Here is a 24,123-nt window from a genome sequence, read left to right as displayed (position 1 = left end):
AAAGACACCGGATTACTCCGGCATCAATATTTTCGCAAAATCGAGCACTGTTGGTTTCCGGGCACCTGATGTAGATGTTACCACCGCGTAGCCTGATGGTATTTTATATATCAAGCCCGTATCATATCGGATGCCAAAGGAATTGTCTTCCTTATAATGAGTCGTGGTTTCCCACTTCTTTGTCCCGTTTCCTTCCAAGCCTGTGATGGTGATTCCATGCATCTTCGTGGTTTTTCCCAGTGGATCATATCGATCACTGAACTGAACGTACAGCTGTTCTTCAGGCAGGTACACCCTGTCAGCCGGATAGTCCTCTGTATTGCCAAACAATTGCAGACCATTGCTTAAAACCTGTGTGCGCTTGCTGTTTCCTTTAAGTCCCGTTACAGCAATATGACCACTGGGCAGCTCACGTACGGCTGCAATGTCCTTGCCTGAGCCCAAATCCAAATGGATATCACGCATATCGCGACCATATACATCTGCTTGTACCCCTATCGGGCCATCCAAGCTGTTCATAAGCGCATAATATCCATTGTAGCTGCCAACCAGCCAACCCGAGTTCACCCCGGTCGTCGTTCGATTCCATTGGATATCGCCATCTCCTGTATATTTGAGCACAGTGAAAGTCTGCTCCGGACGGTTCAGAGAGGAGACCAGAAAACCTCCGTCCGCAAGCGGTTCCAAACCTATCCGGGAATCCTGTCCATGGGATATCAAACCATCTGTTTGCAACGTTTTGGACCACACAGCATTTCCATCGTTGTCCAATCGTGTAGCCTGTAAATCTTGTATTCCGTTCGGTTGGGTATAGTCAGTCAAAAACAGCATGCCACCATCTGGCGTTTCCCGCTGCACCCCCCTAGTGCTCGTTCCCGGTTGCACGTTCAATTCCTGCTGGTGCTTCCATACACTCTCCAGAGAGCTGTCCAGCTTGCCATATGTAACATGCACTACACTTGCCTCTAAATCGTCCTCGATATCCAGAATTAAAAATCCACCGTTCGCCGTGGGCTGGATATAATCGTAGGCGTTGTCTACATCCTTAATGCTTCCAAGCGCCGCACTGGTTTCAATCTCGGCTTGCTTGGGCACAAGTGCTTGAGATACCTCTGATGCATAGGATGGTGAAGCACTATATCCCATCACACATGCCGCTAAAGTAATTCCTGCCGCCCATGCATATACACGTGTACGTAGAACTCTGTTTTGCATAATCTTCAAAACGTTCCAGCTCCCTTCATGACTTTACCTCAGAGATGTTTTATAAACCTTGGACGTGATCAGACTACAGACGGTTTCGCTTCAACTTGGAATGGTTGTCACGGGGCACGGAGCTTTGTTGATGCCATATACTTATGAGTTAAATATTTACCTCTTCAAGTCCGAGCCTAAACATTCGCAACTCCAAAATAGAGAGACAACTCAGAACTTTCTGTCGATGAATATAACTATAGATTTATTATTCCAGCGCTTGGCAAACTAGCTGTCACATGCTTTAACGCAAGAAATTGATAAAAGTTTTCTTTTTTTCAAAAATAATAAAGCCCTGCCAAGGGAAAGGCCTAAATACGCTAATTCGTATTCCGCCTTCCTGCCTGTGCAGGGCTTCCAAAACATACGCTAATCCTATCTATAGATCAACGGTCTGAAGCGCTTGGCTGCGCTCCGTATCCCGTTCAAGGATTGGTTTTAAATATCGGCCTGTATACGATTCTTCCACTTTCACGAGCTGCTCCGGTGTTCCAGTAGCCAAGATCGTTCCACCGCCGCTTCCGCCTTCCGGTCCCAGATCAATCAAATAATCGGCTGTCTTAATCACATCCAGATTATGCTCAATAACCAGCACCGTCTCTCCTGAATCAACCAAACGATGCAGTACCATCAATAATCGGTCAATATCGTGAACGTGCAGACCGGTTGTCGGCTCGTCCAAAATATAGATCGTTTTGCCTGTGCTGCGACGATACAGCTCAGAAGCCAGCTTCACGCGCTGAGCTTCACCTCCAGACAGGGTAGTCGCAGGCTGACCCAGCTTGACATAACCCAAGCCTACATCCATCAGCGTCTGAATCTTGCGATGAATCTTCGGGATATTTTCAAAAAACTCTGTCGCGTCCTCTACCGTCATATCCAGTATATCAGCAATACTTTTGCCCTTGTATTTAACCTCTAAGGTCTCCCGATTATACCGTTTGCCTTTGCACACTTCGCACGGGACGTACACATCCGGCAGGAAATGCATCTCAATCTTGATTATGCCGTCACCTTTACAAGCTTCACAGCGACCACCTTTAATGTTAAAGCTAAAGCGACCTTTTTGGTAACCTCGGATCTTGGCCTCATTTGTTTTTGAAAACAAATCACGAATATCATCAAATACCCCGGTGTAGGTCGCAGGATTGGAACGCGGCGTACGGCCGATCGGAGACTGATCAATATCAACAACCTTATCAATATGCTCAAGCCCGCGAATTTCCTTATGCTGGCCCGGACGTACTCTCGCCCGGTTCAGATCACGCGCCAGCGTTTTGTACAGGATTTCGTTGACCAGTGTTGACTTGCCAGAACCGGATACGCCAGTAACAGCGGTAAACACACCTAACGGAATTTTAACATTCAAATTTTTGAGGTTGTTCTCCTTGGCCCCGCGAACCTCCAGCCACTTATCCGCAGGCTTGCGCCGTTCGGTATTGACCGGAATGAACTTGCGCCCGCTCAAATATTGCCCTGTCAAGGAGTTCGGATCTTCCATGACTTCCTGCGGGGTCCCCTGGGACATGATCATCCCGCCATGGATTCCTGCTCCCGGTCCAATATCAATGATATAGTCCGCCGCCATCATTGTATCTTCGTCATGCTCCACCACAATCAACGTATTTCCGAGATTCCGCATATGCTCCAAAGCACTAATCAGGCGGTCATTGTCTCGCTGGTGCAATCCGATACTAGGCTCGTCCAAAATATAGAGCACGCCCATTAGACTGGACCCAATTTGTGTCGCCAGCCGAATACGCTGTGCCTCACCACCGGACAACGTTCCTGCGGAACGGCTTAATGTCAAATATTCCAGACCGACATTGACCAGGAAGCCCAAACGGCTGTTAATTTCTTTTAAAATGAGATTGGCAATCGATTTCTCCTTCTCACTCAGCTCCAGCGTTTGAAAAAAGTGAGCCGCTTCTGTGATGGACAAATCAGTCACATAGGCGATATTTTGCTCCTGAATGGTTACCGCCAGGCTCTCTTTCTTCAGGCGGTGTCCCTTACAGGTGTTACATGGTTTGGCGCTCATGAAGCCTTCAATAAATTCACGGATACCATCAGAAGCTGTGTCACGATAACGGCGCTCCAGATTCGGAATGATTCCCTCAAAGGTCACATAGGCTTCCTTGCGTTGACCAAAATCATTTTCGTAACGGAACCGAATCTTCTGGTCAGCCGTCCCGTGTAAAATGATGTTCATTTGCTCTGTGGTCAATTGGCTAACAGGAACATCCTGCGGAATACCGAAATGCTCGCATACCGACTGTAAAAATTGCGGATAATAAGTGGAAGTTCCACCACTCCAGGCCTGAAATGCTCCCTCCTCCACGCTCTTTTGAGGATCGGGAATGAGCAAATCAGGGTCCACTACCATTTTAGCACCCAATCCGTCACAATCCGGGCAAGCACCAAACGGATTGTTAAAAGAGAACATCCGCGGGGTCAGCTCATCTATGCTAAAACCGCAAATCGGGCACGCAAAATTAGAGCTAAATCGCAGCTCTTCTTGCCCCATAATATCCACAAGCAGTTGGCCACCTGACAGTTTTAGAGCCGTCTCAATCGAGTCGGATAGACGCGCACGCACATCTTCCTTGACCACGATCCGGTCTACGACCACTTCAATCGAATGCTTCTTATTCTTCTCCAGCTCTATCTTTTCCGACAGCTCTCGCAATTCGCCATTGACACGTACCCGCACAAAGCCCTGCTTGGCTATATCCGCGAATAGTGTTTTATGCTCACCTTTGCGTCCGGATACCAATGGAGCCAAAATTTGCAGTCGTGTCTTTTCAGGATACTGCATGATGCGATCCACCATCTGTTCAACGGTCTGGGATGTGATCTCAATGCCGTGTTCAGGGCAATGAGGGTGACCCACTCGCGCAAACAACAACCGCAAGTAATCATAGATTTCTGTAACCGTACCGACAGTAGAACGCGGATTCCGGTTGGTGGTTTTTTGGTCAATAGATATCGCAGGAGACAGACCATCAATCGAGTCGACATCCGGCTTCTCCATTTGTCCGAGGAACTGACGTGCATACGCAGATAGAGATTCCACGTAGCGCCGCTGTCCTTCCGCATAGATCGTATCGAAAGCCAGTGACGATTTACCCGAGCCACTAAGCCCCGTAAGAACGACAAATTTATCACGCGGAATCGTCACGTCAATATTTTTGAGATTATGCGCCCGTGCGCCTTTGATGATGATGCTTTCATTCGCCAAATGTTTCATCTCCTTAGCTGTAGTTCAAGTCATGCTATATTCCACTGGGTTATGGATGCAGGTGATATATCGCAAGAGAACGACCACATGGGCCGCCCTCACTATTGTTAAAAACATTCAAATATTTCATTTTCAATGTGCTTTTGTTTATAGCTTATTCTTATACTACATGCTTAATCGGCCCGCAGTTCCAGCAAAGCGTCACGCAGCTCGGCGGCCCGCTCGAACTGTAGATTCTTGGCGGCATCCTTCATTTCTGCTTCCAGACGCTGAATAAGCGATTGACGCTCCTTCTTGGAAAGTTTACCCGTCTCACTAGGAAGGTAATCATTCCGTGCCTCTGTCGCCTTGGTTGCTTCAATGACATCACGAATCTTTTTGCGGATGGTTTGAGGCGTAATTCCATGCTCTTCATTATACTGAATTTGAATCGCACGGCGACGTTCGGTTTCTTTGATCGCCTTATCCATAGATTCGGTAATCTTATCACCGTACATAATAACACGGCCATCGCTATTCCGTGCTGCCCGTCCAATCGTCTGGATCAGAGAGCGTTCAGAACGCAGGAAGCCTTCTTTGTCCGCATCCAAAATTGCAACCAGAGAAACTTCCGGTAAATCCAGACCTTCCCGCAGCAGGTTGATCCCGATCAGGACATCGAAGGTGCCCAGGCGCAGATCCCGCAGAATGGCCATCCGCTCCAGTGTCTTGATTTCAGAGTGCATATATCGGACCTTGATGCCTACTTCTTTTAAATAGTCTGTCAAATCCTCAGACATCTTCTTCGTGAGTGTGGTGACCAGTACCCGTTCTTCACGCTCTATGCGAAGCCTTATCTCATTAATAAGATCGTCAATCTGCCCCTTGCTTGGACGTACCTCAATAATGGGATCAAGAAGCCCGGTAGGACGAATAATCTGCTGCACCATCGTATTGCATTTCTCCAGCTCGTAGGGACCCGGGGTAGCTGATACGTAAATAATCTGATTGACCTTGTCTTCGAACTCTTCAAATTTCAACGGACGGTTATCCAGCGCAGACGGCAGGCGGAAACCATGCTCCACCAGCACATTTTTACGCGCCTGGTCACCGTTATACATCGCCCGAATTTGCGGCAGCGTAACATGGGATTCGTCAATGACGATCAGCATATCATCCGGAAAATAATCCATCAGCGTATACGGCGTCGCTCCCCGCTCGCGGAATGTCAGGGGACCTGAGTAATTCTCGACGCCGGAACAAAAGCCAACCTCTCTCATCATTTCGATATCATAGCGGGTACGCTGCTCCAAACGTTGTGCCTCCAGCAGCTTGCCTTGTTCCTTCAGCTCCGCTAACCGCTCCTCAAGCTCACGTTCAATGTTGACCAGTGCTACCCTCATCGTATCCTCATGAGTAACGAAGTGAGATGCCGGGAAAATGGCAATATGCTCACGCTCACCGATTAATTCACCCGTAAGCACATTGATTTCGGTAATCCGTTCGATCTCATCCCCAAACAGCTCTACACGTATGGCATGTTCCCCATGGGAAGCCGGGAATATTTCAACCACATCTCCCCGTACACGGAAAGTACCCCGCACGAAGTTGATATCGTTCCGCTGATATTGAATATCGACCAAGCGGGACAAAATCTGATTGCGGGGTTTCTCCATACCAACTCTAAGCGAGAGCAGCAGGCTTGAATATTCTTTCGGCGACCCCAGGCCATAAATGCAGGAGACACTCGCTACGATAATAACATCACGACGCTCAAATAGAGAGCTTGTGGCCGAGTGGCGAAGTTTATCAATCTCCTCATTGATGCTGGAATCCTTCTCAATATACGTATCAGAAGACGGAATGTACGCTTCCGGTTGGTAGTAGTCATAGTAGCTGACAAAATAATCGACAGAGTTGTTTGGGAAAAACTCCTTAAATTCACTCGCCAGTTGGGCAGCCAGCGTCTTATTATGCGCAATAATCAGCGTAGGCCGATTCAGCTTGGCAATCGTTTGCGCGATGGTAAATGTCTTACCCGTTCCCGTAGCACCCAGCAGCGTTTGATGCTTCTTTCCTTCCGAGATCCCCTCTACCAGTTCAAAAATGGCCTGAGGCTGATCGCCTTGAGGTTGGAATTCCGACTCAATTTCAAAAGTCTTGTTGCTAACAACGATATCACTCATTGCCCTGCATCACCCTTATCGTCTAAAATGGAAACATCATGTTTCTACACCAGTCGAACTGGAATGTCTTTGCCTGTAACTCTATGTCAATATTTCCCGAGCAATGATACTTGGGAAATATGGTTGGATAAGAATGTTTGTTCCCGTATTATACCTCTTTCTTACTGTGGATGCAAACGATAAGTCTTGAATAGGAGTGAATTGTATCTTGGATATCACCATCGTATTGGGCATCATCGCAGGAATCATCGCATTAATTGGTGGCTTCTTATGGGAAGGCGGCGAATTTTCAGGACTTCTCCAAGGTACATCGGCTCTGATTGTATTTGGTGGAACCTTCGCCGCAGTTGTTATTAGCTACCCCGCCTCCAAGCTGAAGACCATACCTACTGCTCTTCGGATGGCGTTTAGCCGTGAGGAGAACCCTACCGAGCAATATATAGAAGATTTGGTTTCCATGGCTGCCACCTCCCGCCGATCCGGTGTACTTGCGCTAGAGCGTATTTCCTCGGAGCATCCGAATGCATTTTTGCGTGAAGGTCTTCAGTTGGTCATCGACGGCACCGAGCAGGAGCAGATCAAACAGATATTAGAGCTTGAGTTAGATACCATTGAACAAAAGCATGAAGGATATGCCAAAATATTCGAATCCGCAGGTGGCTATGCCCCTACGATGGGGATTATTGGTACGGTAATGGGTCTGATCCATGTACTGGGCAGCCTGACCGAGCCTACTGCGCTCGGACCGTCCATTGCGGTCGCGTTTATCGCAACACTATACGGCGTAGCCAGCGCCAATCTGATCTTCTTGCCTATCGCTTCGAAAATAAGAGCATGCAGTGAAAGAGAAATCTCCACCATGGAATTGCTGCTGCAAGGTATTCTGGCTATTCAAAACGGAGAGAATCCGAAGCTGGTACGCAAAAAGCTGGAGTTCTTTATCCGCTCAGAACAAAATCAGGATTACAAACCGCCACGGCGCACACGCATAGAGATCACCACTCCAAAGGAGGACTCCTTCCATGAGAACGCGCGCTAAGCGTCGTGGGCGGAAGGAGGGCGGAGACCATCGCGACCGCTGGATGATTACCTATGCTGATCTAATCACCCTGCTGCTCATTTTTTTCGTCGTGATGTACGCCATGAGCAGCCTGGATGCCAAAAAATATGAGGTCGTCGTTCAATCCCTCCAGGATACGTTCCGCAAGGGTGATTCTATTTTGGAGCAGGGTTCGGGCATCACGGGGACTGCGGATCGCTACACCAGCAAAAATCCGCCTGCGGCCAAGCAATCGGCAGCTGATAAAAAAGAAGCGGGATCAACCAAGCTAACCGAACGCGAACAGGCATTTCGCAAGCAGGAAAAAGAGCTGCAAAATCTCATGGGTGTCATTCAGAAGTATATTTCGGAAAACAAATTGGAAAGCCAGATTTTCGTGGCAGATCAACCGCGCGGAATTGTTATTACGCTGAATGACCGCTTTTTATTCGATCAAGGCAGGGCTGCACTCAAGCAGGGCTCTGCCAACACACTATCCAAGCTGGCCAGTTTGTTCAGAGATTTGAAAACACCGATCAGCATCGAGGGACATACGGACAACATTCCGTTCACCCGCACCACGAACTCATCGATCTACAAGGACAACTGGGAGCTTTCCGGCGCACGGGCGTTATCCGTACTGCGATTCTTTCTGGATAGAGAACAGCTGTCACCCTCTGGATTTCAGTATGCGGGTTATGCAGATACCCGTCCGGTTGGTGACAATAGTACCGAGGCTGGACGTCAAAAAAATCGGCGTGTCGAAATCACTGTATTGCGTCAGCTTCAACAGTAAATGCCAAAAACCTCCTGAGTCACGCAACAACGTGAATCGGGAGGTTTTTTATTGGACACACATCATCATGTTACATGGCTTCCGCTCTGATGTAGACGCAGAACAATAAACCGTACGAACAACGTGTAAAAGAGCGGCGTACAAGGTATAATAGAGATTATTTTTGTTTAGTCTATATCCCTACTATGTATTAGAAGCCAAGGTGAAGTTAGGTAAATCTTGTCATGCTGCTTGAAGATCAATAAGATAGAACAAGCTCATGTTGCTTCTCTTCCATCTGTGAACTTTGGGGTATGCTCTGTTGTCTACGATAGCTATATTTCCAATCGCTGTACTTATTCAGGAGCCGATCCAACTCCATGGACTTGGTCAACACCCGCCGATCCTTCAATCCCACCTCATTCGCCAAAACATTTAATTCTTGCCGCTTTTCTTCGATGCAGTCCTCCAATTCTTGCAATTTCACATCAATAAACCTCCTGTTTGGTGTGGTATTTACATTTATTTTACAGGCTGATACCTTCCCCACAGGTTAAAAATATAATAAAACCCATTTCATCCCTTAAACGGAATGAATCAAAAAAACCAGCCTTTCCAAGACTGGTCTTTTTGAAAACCGTTAACCACCAATCCCATGTCCAAACACAACAATGTTATGAGAGTATTCTAAAAAGCTAAAAAGCCCTATAATTAGAATGAATCTCAGGTTTTTTATTCGCATTTATCAAGACCTCCTCCATAATACTTTCATATTCTGATCCTTGGTCTTTTGTTGCCTGCGCTCTAAATTTTTCAAACATTGCTGTGCAGATCATAAACTTTTCTTTGTTATTGATTTGAAGACATTTTCTCAAGCATTTTAAAACATAATAAATACCTTTTTCATGGAAATGGTTATTAAACATATATATTGTTAGTTGATAACATAAATCAGCATACGTGTGATAACTGAATGATTGCTTATAATAACTGGCTTCCATAGATAATTCATTATTAAATGAGTTTAATTCGCGGGAAAACTGTTGGAGGATATTTTCAATCAAAAAACCATGCTTGTTAGCCGACTCTACTATCGTTAATAGCCCTAATAAAATTTCTGGTGGGTTATCTTTTAAGAATTGAATATATATTGGCAAACTACCTGTGTCGCCCATAAGAATTTTCAAGTTAAGTTGATTAGCATTAGCCCAAAGGGTGAACTTTTGTACTTCTTTTTGTCCAATCCCCCCTAAATTTTCAAACCAATTCAAGTCGGCATAGCCAGAAATATACTTCATGGCTTCCTCATACTTCTCTTGTTTTTCCAGAGCATTCCCCTTTATTAAGTAACCTTGGCCATAATAGACCACTAAATGTCTTTCAGTATTTAAATTGTTATTTTCTTTATTCTTACAAACAATACTCGCAAGAGATCTTAATTCATCTGCATACCGCTCTGCTTCCTTCCACTGATTCAAGTTATAATAAAGATTTGACAGTTTAAGTAGACCATCTAAATGATAATCTAAGGGTACCCGATTTCTAAAGGGTACGAATCTTAGTGCAGCTTCCAAATTTATCTTCATAATTCCACTAACAGAAATTGAAAAAATTCTATAGTGACTGATAGCCAACCTCTCGGAATGTTGGTATTTCTCATTTTCAATGACACATTCATAGAAAGGAATTGCCTCTTTTAACTTCCCTTCTTCATAAAGCTCTTCTGCCAAATTAAAGATCGTTGGAATGTGGTTAAGATCCTCCATTAACCGTGAGAGCACTTTCTCTACACACCGCAAGTTCCCCACTTCAACACAACGAATTAGAAACGGCTTAACCCTTTTCCAGTGTGGTCTTCCATCATAAAAGCATTCATCAACGTATAGATCATACAACCAGTCCTCTGGATAATTAAGCGCTTTAGTAATCAAGTCCATTTGTCTCACAGAGATTGGTTTAGGCGGATTGCCGTTAAGCATAGCACTAAATATGCCCCGATTAAGCCCCGTAGCTTGTCCAAAACTATTAAACGTGTAGCCACCAAGTTTTAATTCTTTCTCAATTTCCGAACGAATCGTGGTTGCATTTTCCAATAAAGACACCTCCCGGCGTATTCAGATGATTTAAAAAATCACCCTCCTCAACAACCAATTACAATATACTTGAAATTATATGAATAAATTGGATGATGGTCAACCCCTTTTCTGCACTGTTCTAATATATTATGGAATTTAACGTTTATTAAATAGTCCTTGTAAGGACTTAATAATGAATTATTCAGGTAATTCAATTACCTCCACGCTTGATCTACCTTTGTCTAGACTCATAGTATAGGAGTGTGGATGTCGATGGAAACAACAAAACTCATAGGAGCAAAAATCCGCCAATTTCGAAAATTACTTGGTATTACACAAGAACAACTTGCAGAAGCATCCGATTCAACAGGTTCATATATCGGGAAGTTGGAGCGTGGCGAGGTCAATGTGCAGATCAAAACATTGGAGAAAATAGCCGAGGCACTGGACACAAACGTGTTTGCATTTTTTGACTTCGATTCATATGAAGAACTTAAAAGTCAACCCTGGATATGGGGATGTATTCATATTCTTTCCCAGCAGAGTGAAGCGGAGCAAAATAAAGCTTATCACATTCTAAAGGAACTTTTCACCTCTTCAGAGAGCGAGCTTCTAGAGAATAACTCTGATACCCCTAATGCACACGAGGAATTTTAATTCACTCGATTAATATGCATGTAAAAATTAAAAGAGCTGTGTGATCTCCTACACTAGGTAGAGAAACATAGCCCTTTTATACTTTAAGAAGTCATTTGCTTGATGTTATTTTCCACTGCTTTTATCACTTTTTCATATTCTATCCGTTGTTCTTCGGTCGAATGATCCTTATATTTCTCAAACAATAGCGTGATAGACTTAATATAGTAAGTCTTATCATTTAACTGTGAGGATGCTTTTAAACTAATCAGCATACTATCTATTGCCTCAGTATAGCTCCCTTTATTAAAATAGTATCGACTAAGCTCAAGAAAAAAACGAGAATAGTTCAACATATTAAAATCCAAAGGGTAATAAGAAATATTTCCACTTAATTCTCTAAATTCATCAATCTGCTCAGAAAACAAGATTAAAATATCGTCTATTGAATAATTATATGCATTAGCCGATTTCACAATAGTTAACAGACCATGCAAAATTTCTGACGGATTATTTCTAATTAGTTCAACATAGGAGGGAATACTAACTTGATCTCCCATTAGAATTTGTATATGCAAAAGATTGGCTTTCGCCCATAATTGAAATTTCAGGGCTTCCATTGTTCCTAACTTATCAAAAGCTACCAAGCCCGTTAAATTAGAGTAATAAGGAATTGTTTCTAAAGCCTGTTCATATAAGCCTTGTCTCTCTAAAGCACTTCCCTGCAATAGGTATGCTTGACCTAAGTAAACGATTAAATGCCTTTCTGTATCAAGATCCTTAATTTTATAATTATTAACCTTTTTGCAAGTGTACTGCTTATAAATGTTTGTAGCTAGTATTTTCAATTCTTCAGCATAGAATATAACCGTTTCAAATTTCTGAAGTTTCAAATAGGTATTTGCCAGCTTTAATAGCGCATCCAGTTGATGATTTTCAGGCAAATTCTTGCGAAATTGAGCAAATACTGTAGCTGATTCACGATTTTTCTCCAAATCATCTCCTAACGAGTAACAAAACAAGCGATATTGGCTAATAGCTAGTCGTTCTGCATGGTAATACCTTTCGTTCTCTACCACACACTCGTAAAAAGGGACAGATTCCTTAACCTTGCCTCCTTTATGTAACTCTTCTGCAAGTTCAAATACCGTCAACACATAGGACAAGTCCTCTGTTAGTCTCGTCAATACCTTTTGAATACAGTCCTTCCTTCCTAACTCCACACAACGCAATAAAAAAGGCTTGATCCGTTTCCAGTGACCTTTTCCTTCGTAAAAGCATTCATCTATGTACAACTCATACAGCCAGCCCTCGGGATATCCCAATGCCTTGGTAATCAGGTCCATCTGCCGAACGGAGATCGGCTTGGGCGGGTTGCTGTTCAGCATGGTGCTGAATGTACCACGATTGATCCCGGATATTTTACTAAAACTGCTAAAGCTGTACCCCCTTTGCTTCAATTCTGTCTCTATCTTCGAGCGGATCGTAGGTGTATGTTCCATTTCAATCCCCCCTGTGTAGTCAAATAACAAAACAAATATAGTTTAGGGAACCATTTGCTTCATACCGTAGCGCACTTCTTCAAGCACTTTTTCATATTCTGTAAGTTGTTCACGTGTAACATGGCCTGTTAGTTCTTCGAATAACAAGGTTACTCCCTTAATAAATGTACTTTTCGTGTTTAACTGAGAAGATACCCTGAGGCTTTTTATTAAATTGTCAATAGCTTCTGAATATCTGCCTTTATTGAAATAGTAACGTGCAAGTCCAAGATATAAACGGGAATAATTCCATAAAAGAGTGCTTATTTGATAGTGCGAAGGTGCTGAAACGTATTTCTTATAATCAGCAATTTCCTCAGAGAAAACATTTAGAACATTTTCTAAAGAGAAATTATACTTATTTGCCGACTCTATAATGGAAATTAAGCCATGAGAGATTTCTTGGGGATTTTGCTGTATAAGCTCGACATAAGCTGCTAAGCTGCTACATCTCCAATTAAAACCTTCAAATTAAGATGATTAGCCTTTGCCCATAATTGAAGTCTTTTCACCCCTTGTAGACCATTTTCATCCAACCTCTCAAACCAAGACAAATCTTCATAATAGGGGATGAATTTTAAAGCCTCTTCATACAATCCTTGATTCTCCAACGCATTCCCGTGCAATAAATATCCTAGACCATAGTATACGACAAGAGGCTTCTCACTATTGAAGTTATCCGGTTTTCTATTTCTTGAATAACTATAAACTTGCTGGTGATATACATTTATAGCCAGTGTACGGAGTTCTGTTGCATACTTTATTGCAGCCTCCCAATTACTTGTGTTGAAATAAACATTAGCTAACTTCAATAATCCATCCAACTGATGATTCTCTGGTAAGCTTTTGCGAAATGGATCAAATTTAATAGCAGCCTTCACACTGCTTTCTAAATCTTCAGTAAGCGAGTAACAAAACAATCTATACTGGCTGATTGCCAACCGCTCGGAATGGTAATACCTTTCGTTCTCTACCACACACTCGTAAAAAGGTATCGCTTCCTTGCCTCCTTTATGTAACTCTTCTGCAAGTTCAAATATCATCGACACATAGGATAAGTCCTCTGTTAGTCTCGACAATACTTTCTGAATACAGTTCTTCGTCTCTAACTCCACACAGCGTAATAGAAAAGGCTTGATCCGTTTCCAGTGCCCTTTTCCCTCGTAAAAGCATTCATCTATGTACAACTCATACAACCAGCCCTCAGGATATCCCAATGCCTTGGTAATGAGGTCCATCTGCCGAACGGAGATCGGCTTGGGCGGGTTGCTGTTCAGCATGGTGCTGAATGTACCACGGTTAATACCGGATATTTTACTAAAACTGCTAAAGCTATAGCCCCTTTGCTTCAATTCTGTCTCTATCTTCGAGCGGATCGTAGGCGTATGTTCCATGACAATCCTCCACTAAAAGTATATTTTAAAAGCAAATCTCCTAGGTAACATAGAATTTAGTCCAAACAAAGATATAATTAAAAAAAGTCTCTCTTTTAATCCATCGTACTGAAGCATTTCTGGGCTGACTTAAGCAATTTTAAATAAGTAAAAGAAAAATTTCTGTTATTCTCGTAATACTGTATGAGATTCCCCATCTCCTCTTGAATCAACAGAGAAAAATCCTACATCCATTTTTCCTATAACCACATGAAATTTTTGATAAAATGATCCATCTAAGGTTTGTATTAAGGACTATTATGCTCCTAAGACGACAACTTAAGAGAGCCTTTTTATCTCTGAAATATTTTGAAGGAATAATCCCGTGAAAGGTTATTTAGATGAACGGGAACGCTTTATTAGGAAGATGATCCCCCATATTAATCCTCCGATTATTATTAGAGTCAACAGTAAATTAGGCCACTCAATATACAATCATATCACTCCATGTATAAATTATCTGGATTTCCAAAACAGATAATTTTTGATGAATTAACAATTTCATACAATTAAACTATAGAAATTGATGTTTTGTTTGAAAATTTTGATTTTTTGAATAATTCCAAAAGAAATGAAAATAAGTTTAGACATATCATAAGTGGCATTTTATATGTAAAATTCACCCTATAGGAAATTCACCCCAATACAAAATAACGAAAATAGTGAAATATATAGTCAATATCCCTATTTTAATTTATGATGCCTTAGAAAGAAGTCTTTTTTTAACGAATTCGGTGATAATTGAAAAGTTGAATGAAGTACATAAAGAGAGCTTTAAAAACAAACTTCAAGTTTTTTTATTTGAATGTCACAAACGCATACCTTTTTCAGTTATATAGGCAGAAAGGAGGGATGTTAATGGAAAAACTACATGCAAGTAATCAAGACACAGATATTAATCTTGTCATAGAACAGGTTCAAGCGGGCGACAAACAAGCTTACACACATATCATACGGCGTTATCAACAACAGATCTTTTTATATTGCTACTATTTACTTAAAAATCAGGAAGAAGCGGAAGATGCCGCTCAAGAAATATTCATCAAAGGGCTTGAGCACATCCATCAGTTCGTACCTACAGTCTCTTTTTCAGCTTGGCTTTACAAAATCGCTCAAAATCACTGCACTGACTTATTAAAAAGAAACGCTAGAACATTCAAATCCTTCATTCAGTACAAACTGAACCTAAAACAACAACCAATACACGAATATACAAATTTAATTCACGAGTTACTGGACCAGCTAACATTAAAAGATCGCCAAATTTTATTACTACGTTCACTTGAGGATTACAACTACGAAGAGATTGCTACAATTATGGGACAGAAATCATCCACTATTCGAAAAAGATATGAGCGACTCCGTAAAAAGCTAATCAACTACAATGAAAAGGGAGGAAAAACATATGAGCATTCCTTTAAAACCGGAAGATAAAGAAATCGAGCATTTACAAAAGCTTATTCGGAATACCCCAATCCAAGTAGATTTAATTGATAAAACTATGGAACGCTTTGAGAAAATGGACACAAGGCTTTATAAGCGTTCTAGCATTACACTCAAAAGGACGCGTAATACAATTATTGCGACTTCTGCTACGCTTGCAATTTTATTTATGGTTGTGGTTGGTACTAGTTTTATTTCTCCAACTATGGCTGCATCCATTAGACAAATTCCAGGTATGGATTCTATATTCCAGCTTGCTGGTGATCTTGGTTTACAAACAGCAGACGAAAAAGGGCTGTTATCAAAACCAAATCTTAGTGACACTCACGATGGCCTGACTCTCAGCGTACCGGAAGTTATGTTCGATGGAACACGTGTATCAATCGCCTTAGAACGGCAAACCACTGACAAAAGATTTACAAATGAAACAGTATCATCACTGATCAACGATGTTATACTTACTATTAATGGAAAAGAAATAAACTCTTATGCACCTGCTAACACAAGCAACTCCATTGATCCTTATATGATTCCTGGGAAAAATTCTAACTCAACAATTATACAATTTTCAGATTTACGTAACCAAGGAGGAAAATCGTTTCCAGATAAGTTTGATTTAACACTTTCCATGCCCGTGTCTGGGATTCAACAACCATTCAAAATCATTATCCCTATTGAGAAGAATACTAAAAAAAATATAGTACAGACACCTGACCTTAAACGCCAGTATGAGAAAATTCATTATACATTGGAAAAGATTGAGCTGACCCCAATTACAACTAACATAACTACACGTATTGAATTACCCAAACCCCTAAAGATCTCTACTTTACCTTTTCTAAACTACGAACTTTATGATGATAAGGGAAATGAATTAAAACAAATTGGAGGTAAAGGTTGGAGTGCAACAGACGGTAATATTCTAATGACTGATTCTCAGTTTGAACCCTTTATATCCACTCCAAAAGTTATTACTATTAAAGTTTATAAATACATTTTTAAAGAAGGGAATAAAAGTCAGTTCGAATTGGATAAGGAAGGTAACCCAATAAAGGAGTATTTCTCTGATCTAGAGGTCAGCGTACCGATAAGTTCATAAAAAAGCTGTCGAGGAACCTCGACAGCCTTGGTGAAGAAAGTGAAATATACTTTCACTTTCTTCATTAACTTATCTTTTCACAATAAAAGTATAGACTCCCAACTTGTCGCCATTAGATTTATATGCGGCCACTTGAGCTGTTCCATAACCGATCATTTTGGCCTTATTTCCATGAAGTTCTACAACATCGCTCCCATATAGTATCATCCAGTTAGAACCGGACATTTTATATACACTGCCAATTCCCAATGGTACTTCTTCGTCTTGTTTTGTAATAGGTGGCTTTTCTCCGTTGGCAGGACTAAAGGTTACGGTCACTTTTGCTGGAGTTACAGCTGATGCCGTTGAACTTACTGGTGAAGCGGAGGCTACTCCCCCTAAAGATAATGCTAACGCAGAAATTGATAATGCTAAGATTGCTTTTTTCATTTGTCATTTCTCCTCTTTAATAGTTTTCTTTCTAAGCCACTAAATGCCTTACTTTATGATCTGTGACTACGTTTCTGTTATTCTCAAGATATTAACCTTTTCATTTCTTCATCCCCTTTCTTCTAATTAATTTCATTCTAATTCTTGATGTGTTACAAAAAAGATCAAAATAAACATATCATTTCATTTTTTACAAAATAATCAACAAAAAGACCAATCCCGTAAGATTGGCCTAGTCTTATTGCATATGATCTTGAAGAGTTCAATAGCTACTGGCGGCTTAAACCAATTTCTTTGCTCAGATAATGACAAATAATTAAGGGTATCCTTTTGCCCTTCTATTATTCTCCCACGTCTGTAATGGTAAATAGCAAGCTGATACATGTAAGAATAATAATAGGTCAATTGTTTAACATCATCTGATTCCTGTAATCTCTTTATTTGCTCAGAATATTTATCAATAATAGAATCTACATCAAAATCATATCTATTAGCAGTTTCAAGTATAGTTACAAGTCCGGAACTTATTTCTTCAGGGTGATTTTCGAGGAAAGTTATATACGCCGGAAGGATATCTTTCTTGCCTAAAAGTAAATCTAAAGTATAAGAGTTGGCTTTAGCCCACACACGGAATTGCTCCACATCTGCTTCACCTTCTGAGTCAAGCCCTTTAAACCAGCTTAAATCTGCATAGCCCTCAAGCTCTGCCCTTGCCTCTTTAATGTAGCCTTTCTTTTGTAATGCTGTAGAGACAGAAAGAAATCCGTAGCCATAGTAAAATACCAAGTTTCGCTCTGCATGTAACCATGTAGTTGCTTTTCTTTTTTCTTTCCTTATTTGCTGGTTCGTATAAATTACATACGCCAGTTCCTTTAATTCGTGGCCGTAATTTTCCACCTCATCCCATTTGTGTAAGTAAAAATATATATTTGTGATCTTATGAATCGCCTCCAACTGATAATGCTCAGGAAGTAAATTACGATAAGGTATAAATTCCAATACTAACTCAAGGCTCTTTTCCAAGTCAGACATTGTAAATGCTTTAAACCTTTTGTATTGGCTTATAGCCAAGCGCTCCGAATGACGATATTTTTCATTTTCGATTACACACTCATAAAAGGGGACAGATTCCTTTTCCTTGCCTCCTTTAAATAGCTCTTCTGCAAGTTCAAATATCGTCGACACATAGAACAAGTCCTCGGTTAGTCTCAACAATACTTTCTGAATACAGTCCTTCCTCTCTAACTCCACACAGCGTAATAAAAAAGGCTTGATCCGTTTCCAGTGCCCTTTTCCCTCGTAAAAACATTCGTCTATGTACGACTCATACAGCCAGTCTTCAGGATATCTCAATGCCTTGGTAATCAGGTCCATCTGCCGAACAGAGATCGGCTTGGGCGGGTTGCTGTTCAGCATAGCACTGAATGTACCTCGGTTAATACCAGAAATTTTGCTAAAACTGCTAAAGGTATAGCCCCTTTGCTTTAGTTCTGTCTCTATCTTCGAGCGGATCGTAGGTGTGTGCTCCATGCCAATCCTCCTCTTTAACTCAAAAAAAATTATATTTTTCGTCTTTTATAACATTATGAGGTAATTTTAGCTCCTGATTTCTTAAACCTGAATATAGTAATCAAACATATCTCTACCTTCAAATCTCCCTGCTAAAGTCACAACCACCGGCTTAGCCGATGGCTTCATCAGCCCTATAAGGGCATGGTACTACCAAGTGCCTCAGAAGACGCGTTGGAAGTCCGCCAACCACGTGGGTTTCCGGTTTACCGACTCTCTCGTAAACGGGTCTAGCAGTTCTTTCATGGTCAGTTATTCGTATGTATGTGATCCATGGGGGTTTTCTTGTACAAAAAAATGAGCAGGCGGGATACTAAATCCCCCTGCTCATTTCAGTGATGGTATTTATATCATTTTAAAATGGCGGAAACTCGCTATAACTGCTCTACGCACCGCGCTTCCTCCTCCACACTTGTAAAAGAGATGCTCTCGCGGATTCTCGTAAAATCCTCGCAGCCGAAAATCAGAATCAGCGATATCAGATACTTTCGATTGCGTTCCAGTGTCTTTTTACTGACGTTGATCTCTTTGGTCATTGCCTTCAAGGGAAGCTTCTTTTTTTGAAAAAGATCGTTCAGCCACTCCCGGTTGTTGCAAAAATTGCGGGCAATCCGCACCAGCATTTGCCGGGTATCCCGGTGGCTTGGCATGATATCTTCCAGTTCCCGAAGACAAACACCGAATTCCTGGAGTCTTTCATTGTAGCTGACCAAATCCTCCGACAGCGCCGCAGCTCGTTCCTGCCTCTCAAATGCATCCAGCGAGCTTACCTTATCTGCAATATACAGCATTTCCTCTTCGTCTTTCCAGTCAGCTTCGTTTTGGGAAATTTTTATTTTTTTCCGAAAATCATCAATCAATCGTCGGCGGATCATAAGAAAAGCGAAATTATTAAATGTTTTTCCATACTCCGTACGGTATCGATCGACAGCTTCATTGAAAGCGATCAAACCTATGCTTGCTTCATCATCACTCCATCCAATTCGGCGCTTGCAGACGTGTTTGACAACCTTCAATATAAAGGGACGGTATTGAACAATCAGAGCCGACCGTGCCTGCTCATCGCCGTTGCGAATTTGCGGCAAGTATTCTTCAGATAAGTTGTTCATCTGGCAACCACTTTCCAATTTGTAATCACTTCATTTTTTTGTATTGTGGTGATTTACGGCCATCATAATGATGGTATGAAGCTTCGGGTTGAGAAGAACGTAATGCCCCCCCTCTCTTGGCAAATAATCGGTTGATTCACATGTTGCCGTATATCAGATGCTTGCCTTAATTCGCTGTCGGTTCGGTTCCCCAAACAAGTTCGCCGTTTTGATACAACGTAACTTTCGTATGATCGGCAAATGAAGTTTGCGTGCCTTTATACGAGTAATCGTCACTTTCGTTATAGTTCGACCAGTCTGTTTTATTAATACGGGTTTGAATTTCGCCCGTGGTTCCTCCAGGTGCTAACACGCCTGCATCCGGGTTGAAGCTGACTTCCAAATAATAATCAGCACCGGTTGCAGCTTTATCCATTTTAACCAGCTTGCCGTTCAGCTTCGAGCAGCCCAGCGTCGCATAGTCGCAGTTGAATGTCTGGGCGCGGTCGCCGTCGATCGTGTAGTAGTAGCGAATTTTCAACTCGTTGATCGGTACGGAGGTTGTGCCTTTGTTTAAAATTTGGAAATGCGGCTTAAAATGATTGTCGTTCACATTTGTATCCGCTGCGCGATACTGGAGCACCAGCCCTGTTGTCGGCTGCTGAACATCCGCTTTCGGCGCTGCACTAGCCGTGTTCGAAACCGTTTGGCCTGCATCGTTCTTCGCTACGACTTGGTAGTAGTACGTCGTGTCTGCCGTTACGTCTGTGTCGGTGTAGCTGCTTCCGTATACATCGCTCTCTACTGTGGCGAACACGCCGTTTTCAGCCGTCGAACGCTTCACTTCATAGCTTGCCGCCTTCGCCGATGCTGTCCAGTTCAGCGATACTTTCGCCTTTTCGCCCGCTGCGCTCAGCGTGAAGCTGCCCGGTACTGACGGCTGCTCGGTAATGCCATACGTTTTTAAGTTGGTTGGGAGCTTGTCAAGCGTAATGACGTTCGGATGATTATACACTTTTTTCAGATGCTCAAGGCTGTTTTGTTTGCCGTCTCTCAGGAAATCCCCATACCATGTAGCGAACCAGCTCCAATGGGCTTGATATGCCTTCATCAGATCAGGGTCCGGGATAGGTCCGTTTTCGCTCATGGCAACTAACTTTTTGTCCTTGCCCAATGTAACAAGGTCTTCGTATTTTGCAACTTGCGGACTGTAGTCGCCTGCTTGCGGATAAGAGTCAAAGCTCAAAATATCCACATACTCGTCTCCCGGATACCAATCCGGAGCAACGGAATTCCATACCCAAATCAGATTGTTCAATTTGTGCACATTAGTCAAACGGTCGTGCATCAAAATATACAATTTTTTAACAGGCTCAGGGCCTTTGGCGCCCCACCAGAACCATTTGCCTTCTGCTTCGTGCAAAGGACGGAACAGGACAGGAACTTTCGCATCCTGCAGCTTCTTCAATTGCCCTGCAATCACATCGATGTCGCGAATAAGCAATTTATAATCTTCGGACTCTGGATTATTCATCGCATATTCTATATCGAATGTAGTCGAATCGGCATAGAAGCCTCTCCACCATTCTTTACCTTGTGTATCGATAAGATCTTTCGGCGCGTTCCAGTGCCATGCAAAGGAAACAATGCCCCCTTGCTTATCCCACTCAATCGCCTTTTCCGTCTCAGTGGAACTAAGACCGTGTTCCGCTCTGCTTGGCGAATAGTCGATCAGGTCAAGCGTCGCAATAGCCGGCTTTTTACCTACATTTGCTTGAAGCCAATCAATTTCGTCTATATTCTCTTGACCGGAGAGCATATTCTTGCCATATTGATCAACCAGGTAGTTCATCAATGCTTTTGCTTCTACCGTCGCATTCGGATTGGTGAGCGTCTTGGTTACCGCATGCGGTGGACGATCAGCAGCAGGCTCCAGCTTGACGTAGTCAATATCGTACCAGCCCCAGCCTGTTTCAAAACCGATCGTATTCGCCCCTGCATTCAACAGAAGCTTACCTCCGGATGTTTCTTTAAAATCAGCCGATTTCCAAAGCACCAGTTCGCCAGACGATTTGCCGTTTAAAGAGAAATTCGTGCGTTTGTCGTCATATGGAGAACGGTAGCCGATTGTAAGATTGTACAAACCTGCCGTCTCTGCCTGAATCGTCATCGTCAGGGAATCCCCTGCATTGTGGAAATTAGTTACATAACCGGTACCGGAGAAGCCGGCCCCGCTGGATTCCACAGTTGTTCCCTTCAGTATGCCGTCTTCGGCTTCAAAGCGAACAGGGCCGTCTTTCGGTACCTGTGGAACTGCATTCACGACATTGGAATCGCTCGTTCCCGCATTGGATCTTGCGGTTACTTTATAATAGTAAGAAGAGCCGTTCTTTACGTTGGTATCTGTATAAGATGTTTCGATCAGGTTGGATGCTATAGCAGTAAAAGGACCGTTTGCATCCGTTGCCCGCTGTACACTGTAACCCACAGCTGCGCTGGAAGCGTCCCAAGACAAATCGACTTTCCCGTCGCCAGCCTCAGCTTTCAGTGTAAAGCTTTCAGGATCATCTACAGGAGGTACAGGCGGCTCAGGTGTACCATTGCCGGCAGTCAACACGATATGATAAGCCGTCAAAGGCGGTACTGTATAGGTAAAGCGGTTGCCGGAAATTTGCGTGATTGGCGCTGCTTGCTTAATTTGCGAGCTATTTTTGTCGAAGCCCCATACTTTACCGGAACCGTAAGTCGTATCGCCGGAAAGATCGAATTGGGCATCGAATGCGCTGTCCATGCTTTTATTCATGACAACGAGGTGCAATTCTTTGTAGGATGCATCCGTAACGGAAGCATGCACTGAGCTATTGACAATATCCGACGTTTGCGCATTGACGCTAGTATCGCCGAAAGTAGAATTTTTTCCGTCATAATTGCGGTAAAGCTTGTAAGCGGCGCTAACGTAGTTGTTGACACCATCCTTTAACTTCCAGTAGTCTGCCATATAAACATCGTTTTTGCCAAATATGCCTAGCACATCGGCCATAGCGATACCGCCGGAAATATCATTTTCACCGCCGTAGCTATACTCGGTCAGAGCCAGCTTGGTTCCCGGGTAATACTTGTCTATCGACTGCTTCAATCGAGGCAGTAAAGGCAAGAATGCGCTGTTCCATTGAGCGATCCAGCTATCTTCCTTGTAGGTCGGGTCCCACAAAGTACGAGGCGCCTGCATTCTGGCTTTCTTCGTTTCGTCATTGCCTACCTCATTCGTAATTCGTATGCCCCCGCCCATCGCTTCGGGATACCAGTGCACATCGAAAACATCCAGCAATCTCTTGCCTTCAGCTTGCGAGCTGAGGCGCATTTGATCCAGGTAATAGTCCACGAACCAACTGTAGTTGCCTTTTACAGAGTTCCAATCAGGTGCGGATTGAAGATCTGTATAGGCGCCAAAACCGTAAAGAACCGGGCCAAAAATTTCCGCACTCGCGTCAACTGCTTTGACAGCTTTGGATAAACTTACCGACTGGTCTACCAGTTCTTTCGCTCCGACCTTTTCACCATGAATGCGCGGATGCGTATGCGACCAGAGAGCTGGTTCATTGTCGAGCGAGTATCCTTTCACACCCGTCTTTGTTGAAGCAACGCCGTACTTGTTCACCAAAAAGTTGACGAATTCGTCCGCATAAACCTTATTGTCATTCAGATCAGGCTGCAATTGGAACGGCGCATTTTTGGCGTTTACGACCTGATTCCAACGAGCGGAAGGGGCTTTTTCGCTTTCCTGCACACTTCCGTTTCCATCCTTGGCCACATAACCGGCCAGCGGCAGCGTGACTAAAGAATAAGCGCCAAGCTTCTGCGATTGATCATGAAACGAAGTCGTCACCGCTCCTGGCTTTTCGCATTCGGCTTTTGTCAGTCCACCATTAGTGCATAAATAGTTATCGCTGGATTGCTGCCAATCGCTTCCTGCATTGGACATATTGTTTTCCCAGTTGTAGCCGGTCATTCGATTGCCACCAAGTCGTCTGGCAGCCAAATTTTCATCGCCTGCCAAGTCCTGATTCGAACCGTATATATAAGGACTAATAGGCTTACGATCCTTGGATGTATCGACTTTAATGGTAACGGTCTTTGCCGTTTGACCGTGAACTACAGCTGGAGCCGGCAGTGCCCCCCCTGCTATAATCGTGCATGCCATGAAGATAGGCAGCCATTTGGAACGTTTGAACAAAATACCACTACTATTTCTTGCCTTCATGCCGCTTTCCTCCTTTAAATTTGAAAAGAGCGGCACCCATACGGGTGCCGCTCCGTCAGGCTTTAAGGCTCCTGA

The 24,123-nt window shown here is 43.0% G+C and carries 15 protein-coding genes and 1 pseudogene; 5 read left to right on the top strand and 11 right to left on the bottom strand.

What is annotated here, in order from left to right; translation table 11 throughout:
• Positions 1-12 precede the first annotated feature (12 nt).
• The 3 genes from B4V02_RS02525 to uvrB form a co-directional block, all read right to left on the bottom strand.
• The gene (locus B4V02_RS02525; protein ID WP_094153655.1) at positions 13-1,224 is read right to left on the bottom strand and encodes a hypothetical protein; all 1,212 of its coding nucleotides are present in this window, start codon (positions 1,222-1,224) and stop codon (positions 13-15) included.
• 409 nt (positions 1,225-1,633) lie between these two features.
• The gene (gene uvrA / locus B4V02_RS02520) at positions 1,634-4,495 is read right to left on the bottom strand and encodes an excinuclease ABC subunit UvrA (protein WP_094153654.1); all 2,862 of its coding nucleotides are present in this window, start codon (positions 4,493-4,495) and stop codon (positions 1,634-1,636) included.
• A gap of 173 nt (positions 4,496-4,668) precedes the next feature.
• On the bottom strand, positions 4,669-6,660 hold the full coding sequence (gene uvrB / locus B4V02_RS02515) for an excinuclease ABC subunit UvrB (RefSeq protein ID WP_094153653.1): 1,992 nt from the start codon (positions 6,658-6,660) through the stop codon (positions 4,669-4,671).
• 208 nt (positions 6,661-6,868) lie between these two features.
• Between uvrB and B4V02_RS02510 the strand changes: the two genes are divergently transcribed.
• Positions 6,869-7,699 carry a flagellar motor protein gene (locus B4V02_RS02510; protein ID WP_007432643.1) on the top strand — a complete coding sequence of 277 codons (831 nt, stop codon included), beginning with the start codon at positions 6,869-6,871 and terminating at the stop codon, positions 7,697-7,699.
• On the top strand, positions 7,683-8,495 hold the full coding sequence (locus B4V02_RS02505) for a flagellar motor protein MotB (RefSeq protein WP_094153652.1): 813 nt from the start codon (positions 7,683-7,685) through the stop codon (positions 8,493-8,495). The genes B4V02_RS02510 and B4V02_RS02505 overlap by 17 nt, the downstream gene beginning before the upstream one ends.
• Before the next feature lie 238 nt (positions 8,496-8,733).
• Here B4V02_RS02505 and B4V02_RS02500 read toward each other — a convergent pair whose 3' ends face one another.
• Positions 8,734-8,961: an aspartyl-phosphate phosphatase Spo0E family protein gene (locus B4V02_RS02500; RefSeq protein ID WP_094153651.1), complete on the bottom strand. Its 228-nt coding sequence runs from the start codon at positions 8,959-8,961 to the stop codon at positions 8,734-8,736.
• Between the two features lie 208 nt (positions 8,962-9,169).
• Positions 9,170-10,567, bottom strand: coding sequence for a DNA-binding protein (locus B4V02_RS02495; RefSeq protein WP_094153650.1), 1,398 nt, complete (start codon positions 10,565-10,567; stop codon positions 9,170-9,172).
• A gap of 255 nt (positions 10,568-10,822) precedes the next feature.
• Here B4V02_RS02495 and B4V02_RS02490 point away from each other — a divergent pair, with 255 nt between their 5' ends.
• Complete coding sequence (locus tag B4V02_RS02490; protein WP_094153649.1) at positions 10,823-11,206, top strand: helix-turn-helix domain-containing protein; 384 nt, start codon at positions 10,823-10,825, stop codon at positions 11,204-11,206.
• 83 nt (positions 11,207-11,289) lie between these two features.
• Here the strand turns inward: B4V02_RS02490 and B4V02_RS02485 are convergent, their stop codons facing one another.
• Together B4V02_RS02485 and B4V02_RS02480 are read right to left on the bottom strand one after the other, a co-directional pair.
• Positions 11,290-12,687: a helix-turn-helix domain-containing protein gene (locus B4V02_RS02485; RefSeq protein ID WP_094153648.1), complete on the bottom strand. Its 1,398-nt coding sequence runs from the start codon at positions 12,685-12,687 to the stop codon at positions 11,290-11,292.
• 42 nt (positions 12,688-12,729) lie between these two features.
• A pseudogene (locus B4V02_RS02480) lies at positions 12,730-14,120 on the bottom strand (helix-turn-helix domain-containing protein).
• Between the two features lie 897 nt (positions 14,121-15,017).
• Here B4V02_RS02480 and B4V02_RS02475 point away from each other — a divergent pair.
• Together B4V02_RS02475 and B4V02_RS02470 are read left to right on the top strand one after the other, a co-directional pair.
• A complete protein-coding gene (locus B4V02_RS02475) occupies positions 15,018-15,593 on the top strand; it encodes an RNA polymerase sigma factor (RefSeq protein WP_094153647.1) in 576 nt (191 codons plus the stop codon).
• On the top strand, positions 15,565-16,701 hold the full coding sequence (locus B4V02_RS02470; RefSeq protein ID WP_094153646.1) for a DUF4179 domain-containing protein: 1,137 nt from the start codon (positions 15,565-15,567) through the stop codon (positions 16,699-16,701). The genes B4V02_RS02475 and B4V02_RS02470 overlap by 29 nt, the downstream gene beginning before the upstream one ends.
• A 69-nt stretch (positions 16,702-16,770) precedes the next feature.
• Here B4V02_RS02470 and B4V02_RS02465 read toward each other — a convergent pair whose 3' ends face one another.
• From B4V02_RS02465 to B4V02_RS02450, 4 genes are all read right to left on the bottom strand, one after another.
• Positions 16,771-17,130, bottom strand: a complete 360-nt coding sequence (locus tag B4V02_RS02465; RefSeq protein ID WP_094153645.1) for a BLB8/JUQZ-1 family protein — start codon at positions 17,128-17,130, stop codon at positions 16,771-16,773.
• A gap of 201 nt (positions 17,131-17,331) precedes the next feature.
• Positions 17,332-18,660 carry a helix-turn-helix domain-containing protein gene (locus B4V02_RS02460; RefSeq protein ID WP_157739698.1) on the bottom strand — a complete coding sequence of 443 codons (1,329 nt, stop codon included), beginning with the start codon at positions 18,658-18,660 and terminating at the stop codon, positions 17,332-17,334.
• A gap of 413 nt (positions 18,661-19,073) precedes the next feature.
• On the bottom strand, positions 19,074-19,808 hold the full coding sequence (gene sigI, locus B4V02_RS02455; protein WP_094153644.1) for an RNA polymerase sigma-I factor: 735 nt from the start codon (positions 19,806-19,808) through the stop codon (positions 19,074-19,076).
• A 166-nt stretch (positions 19,809-19,974) separates the two neighbouring features.
• Positions 19,975-24,048, bottom strand: a complete 4,074-nt coding sequence (locus tag B4V02_RS02450; RefSeq protein ID WP_094153643.1) for a glycosyl hydrolase — start codon at positions 24,046-24,048, stop codon at positions 19,975-19,977.
• Positions 24,049-24,123: the final 75 nt, after the last annotated feature.

The organism is Paenibacillus kribbensis (assembly GCF_002240415.1).
GTDB lineage: Bacteria > Bacillota > Bacilli > Paenibacillales > Paenibacillaceae > Paenibacillus > Paenibacillus kribbensis.
This window is presented reverse-complemented; position numbering and strand designations above follow the sequence as displayed.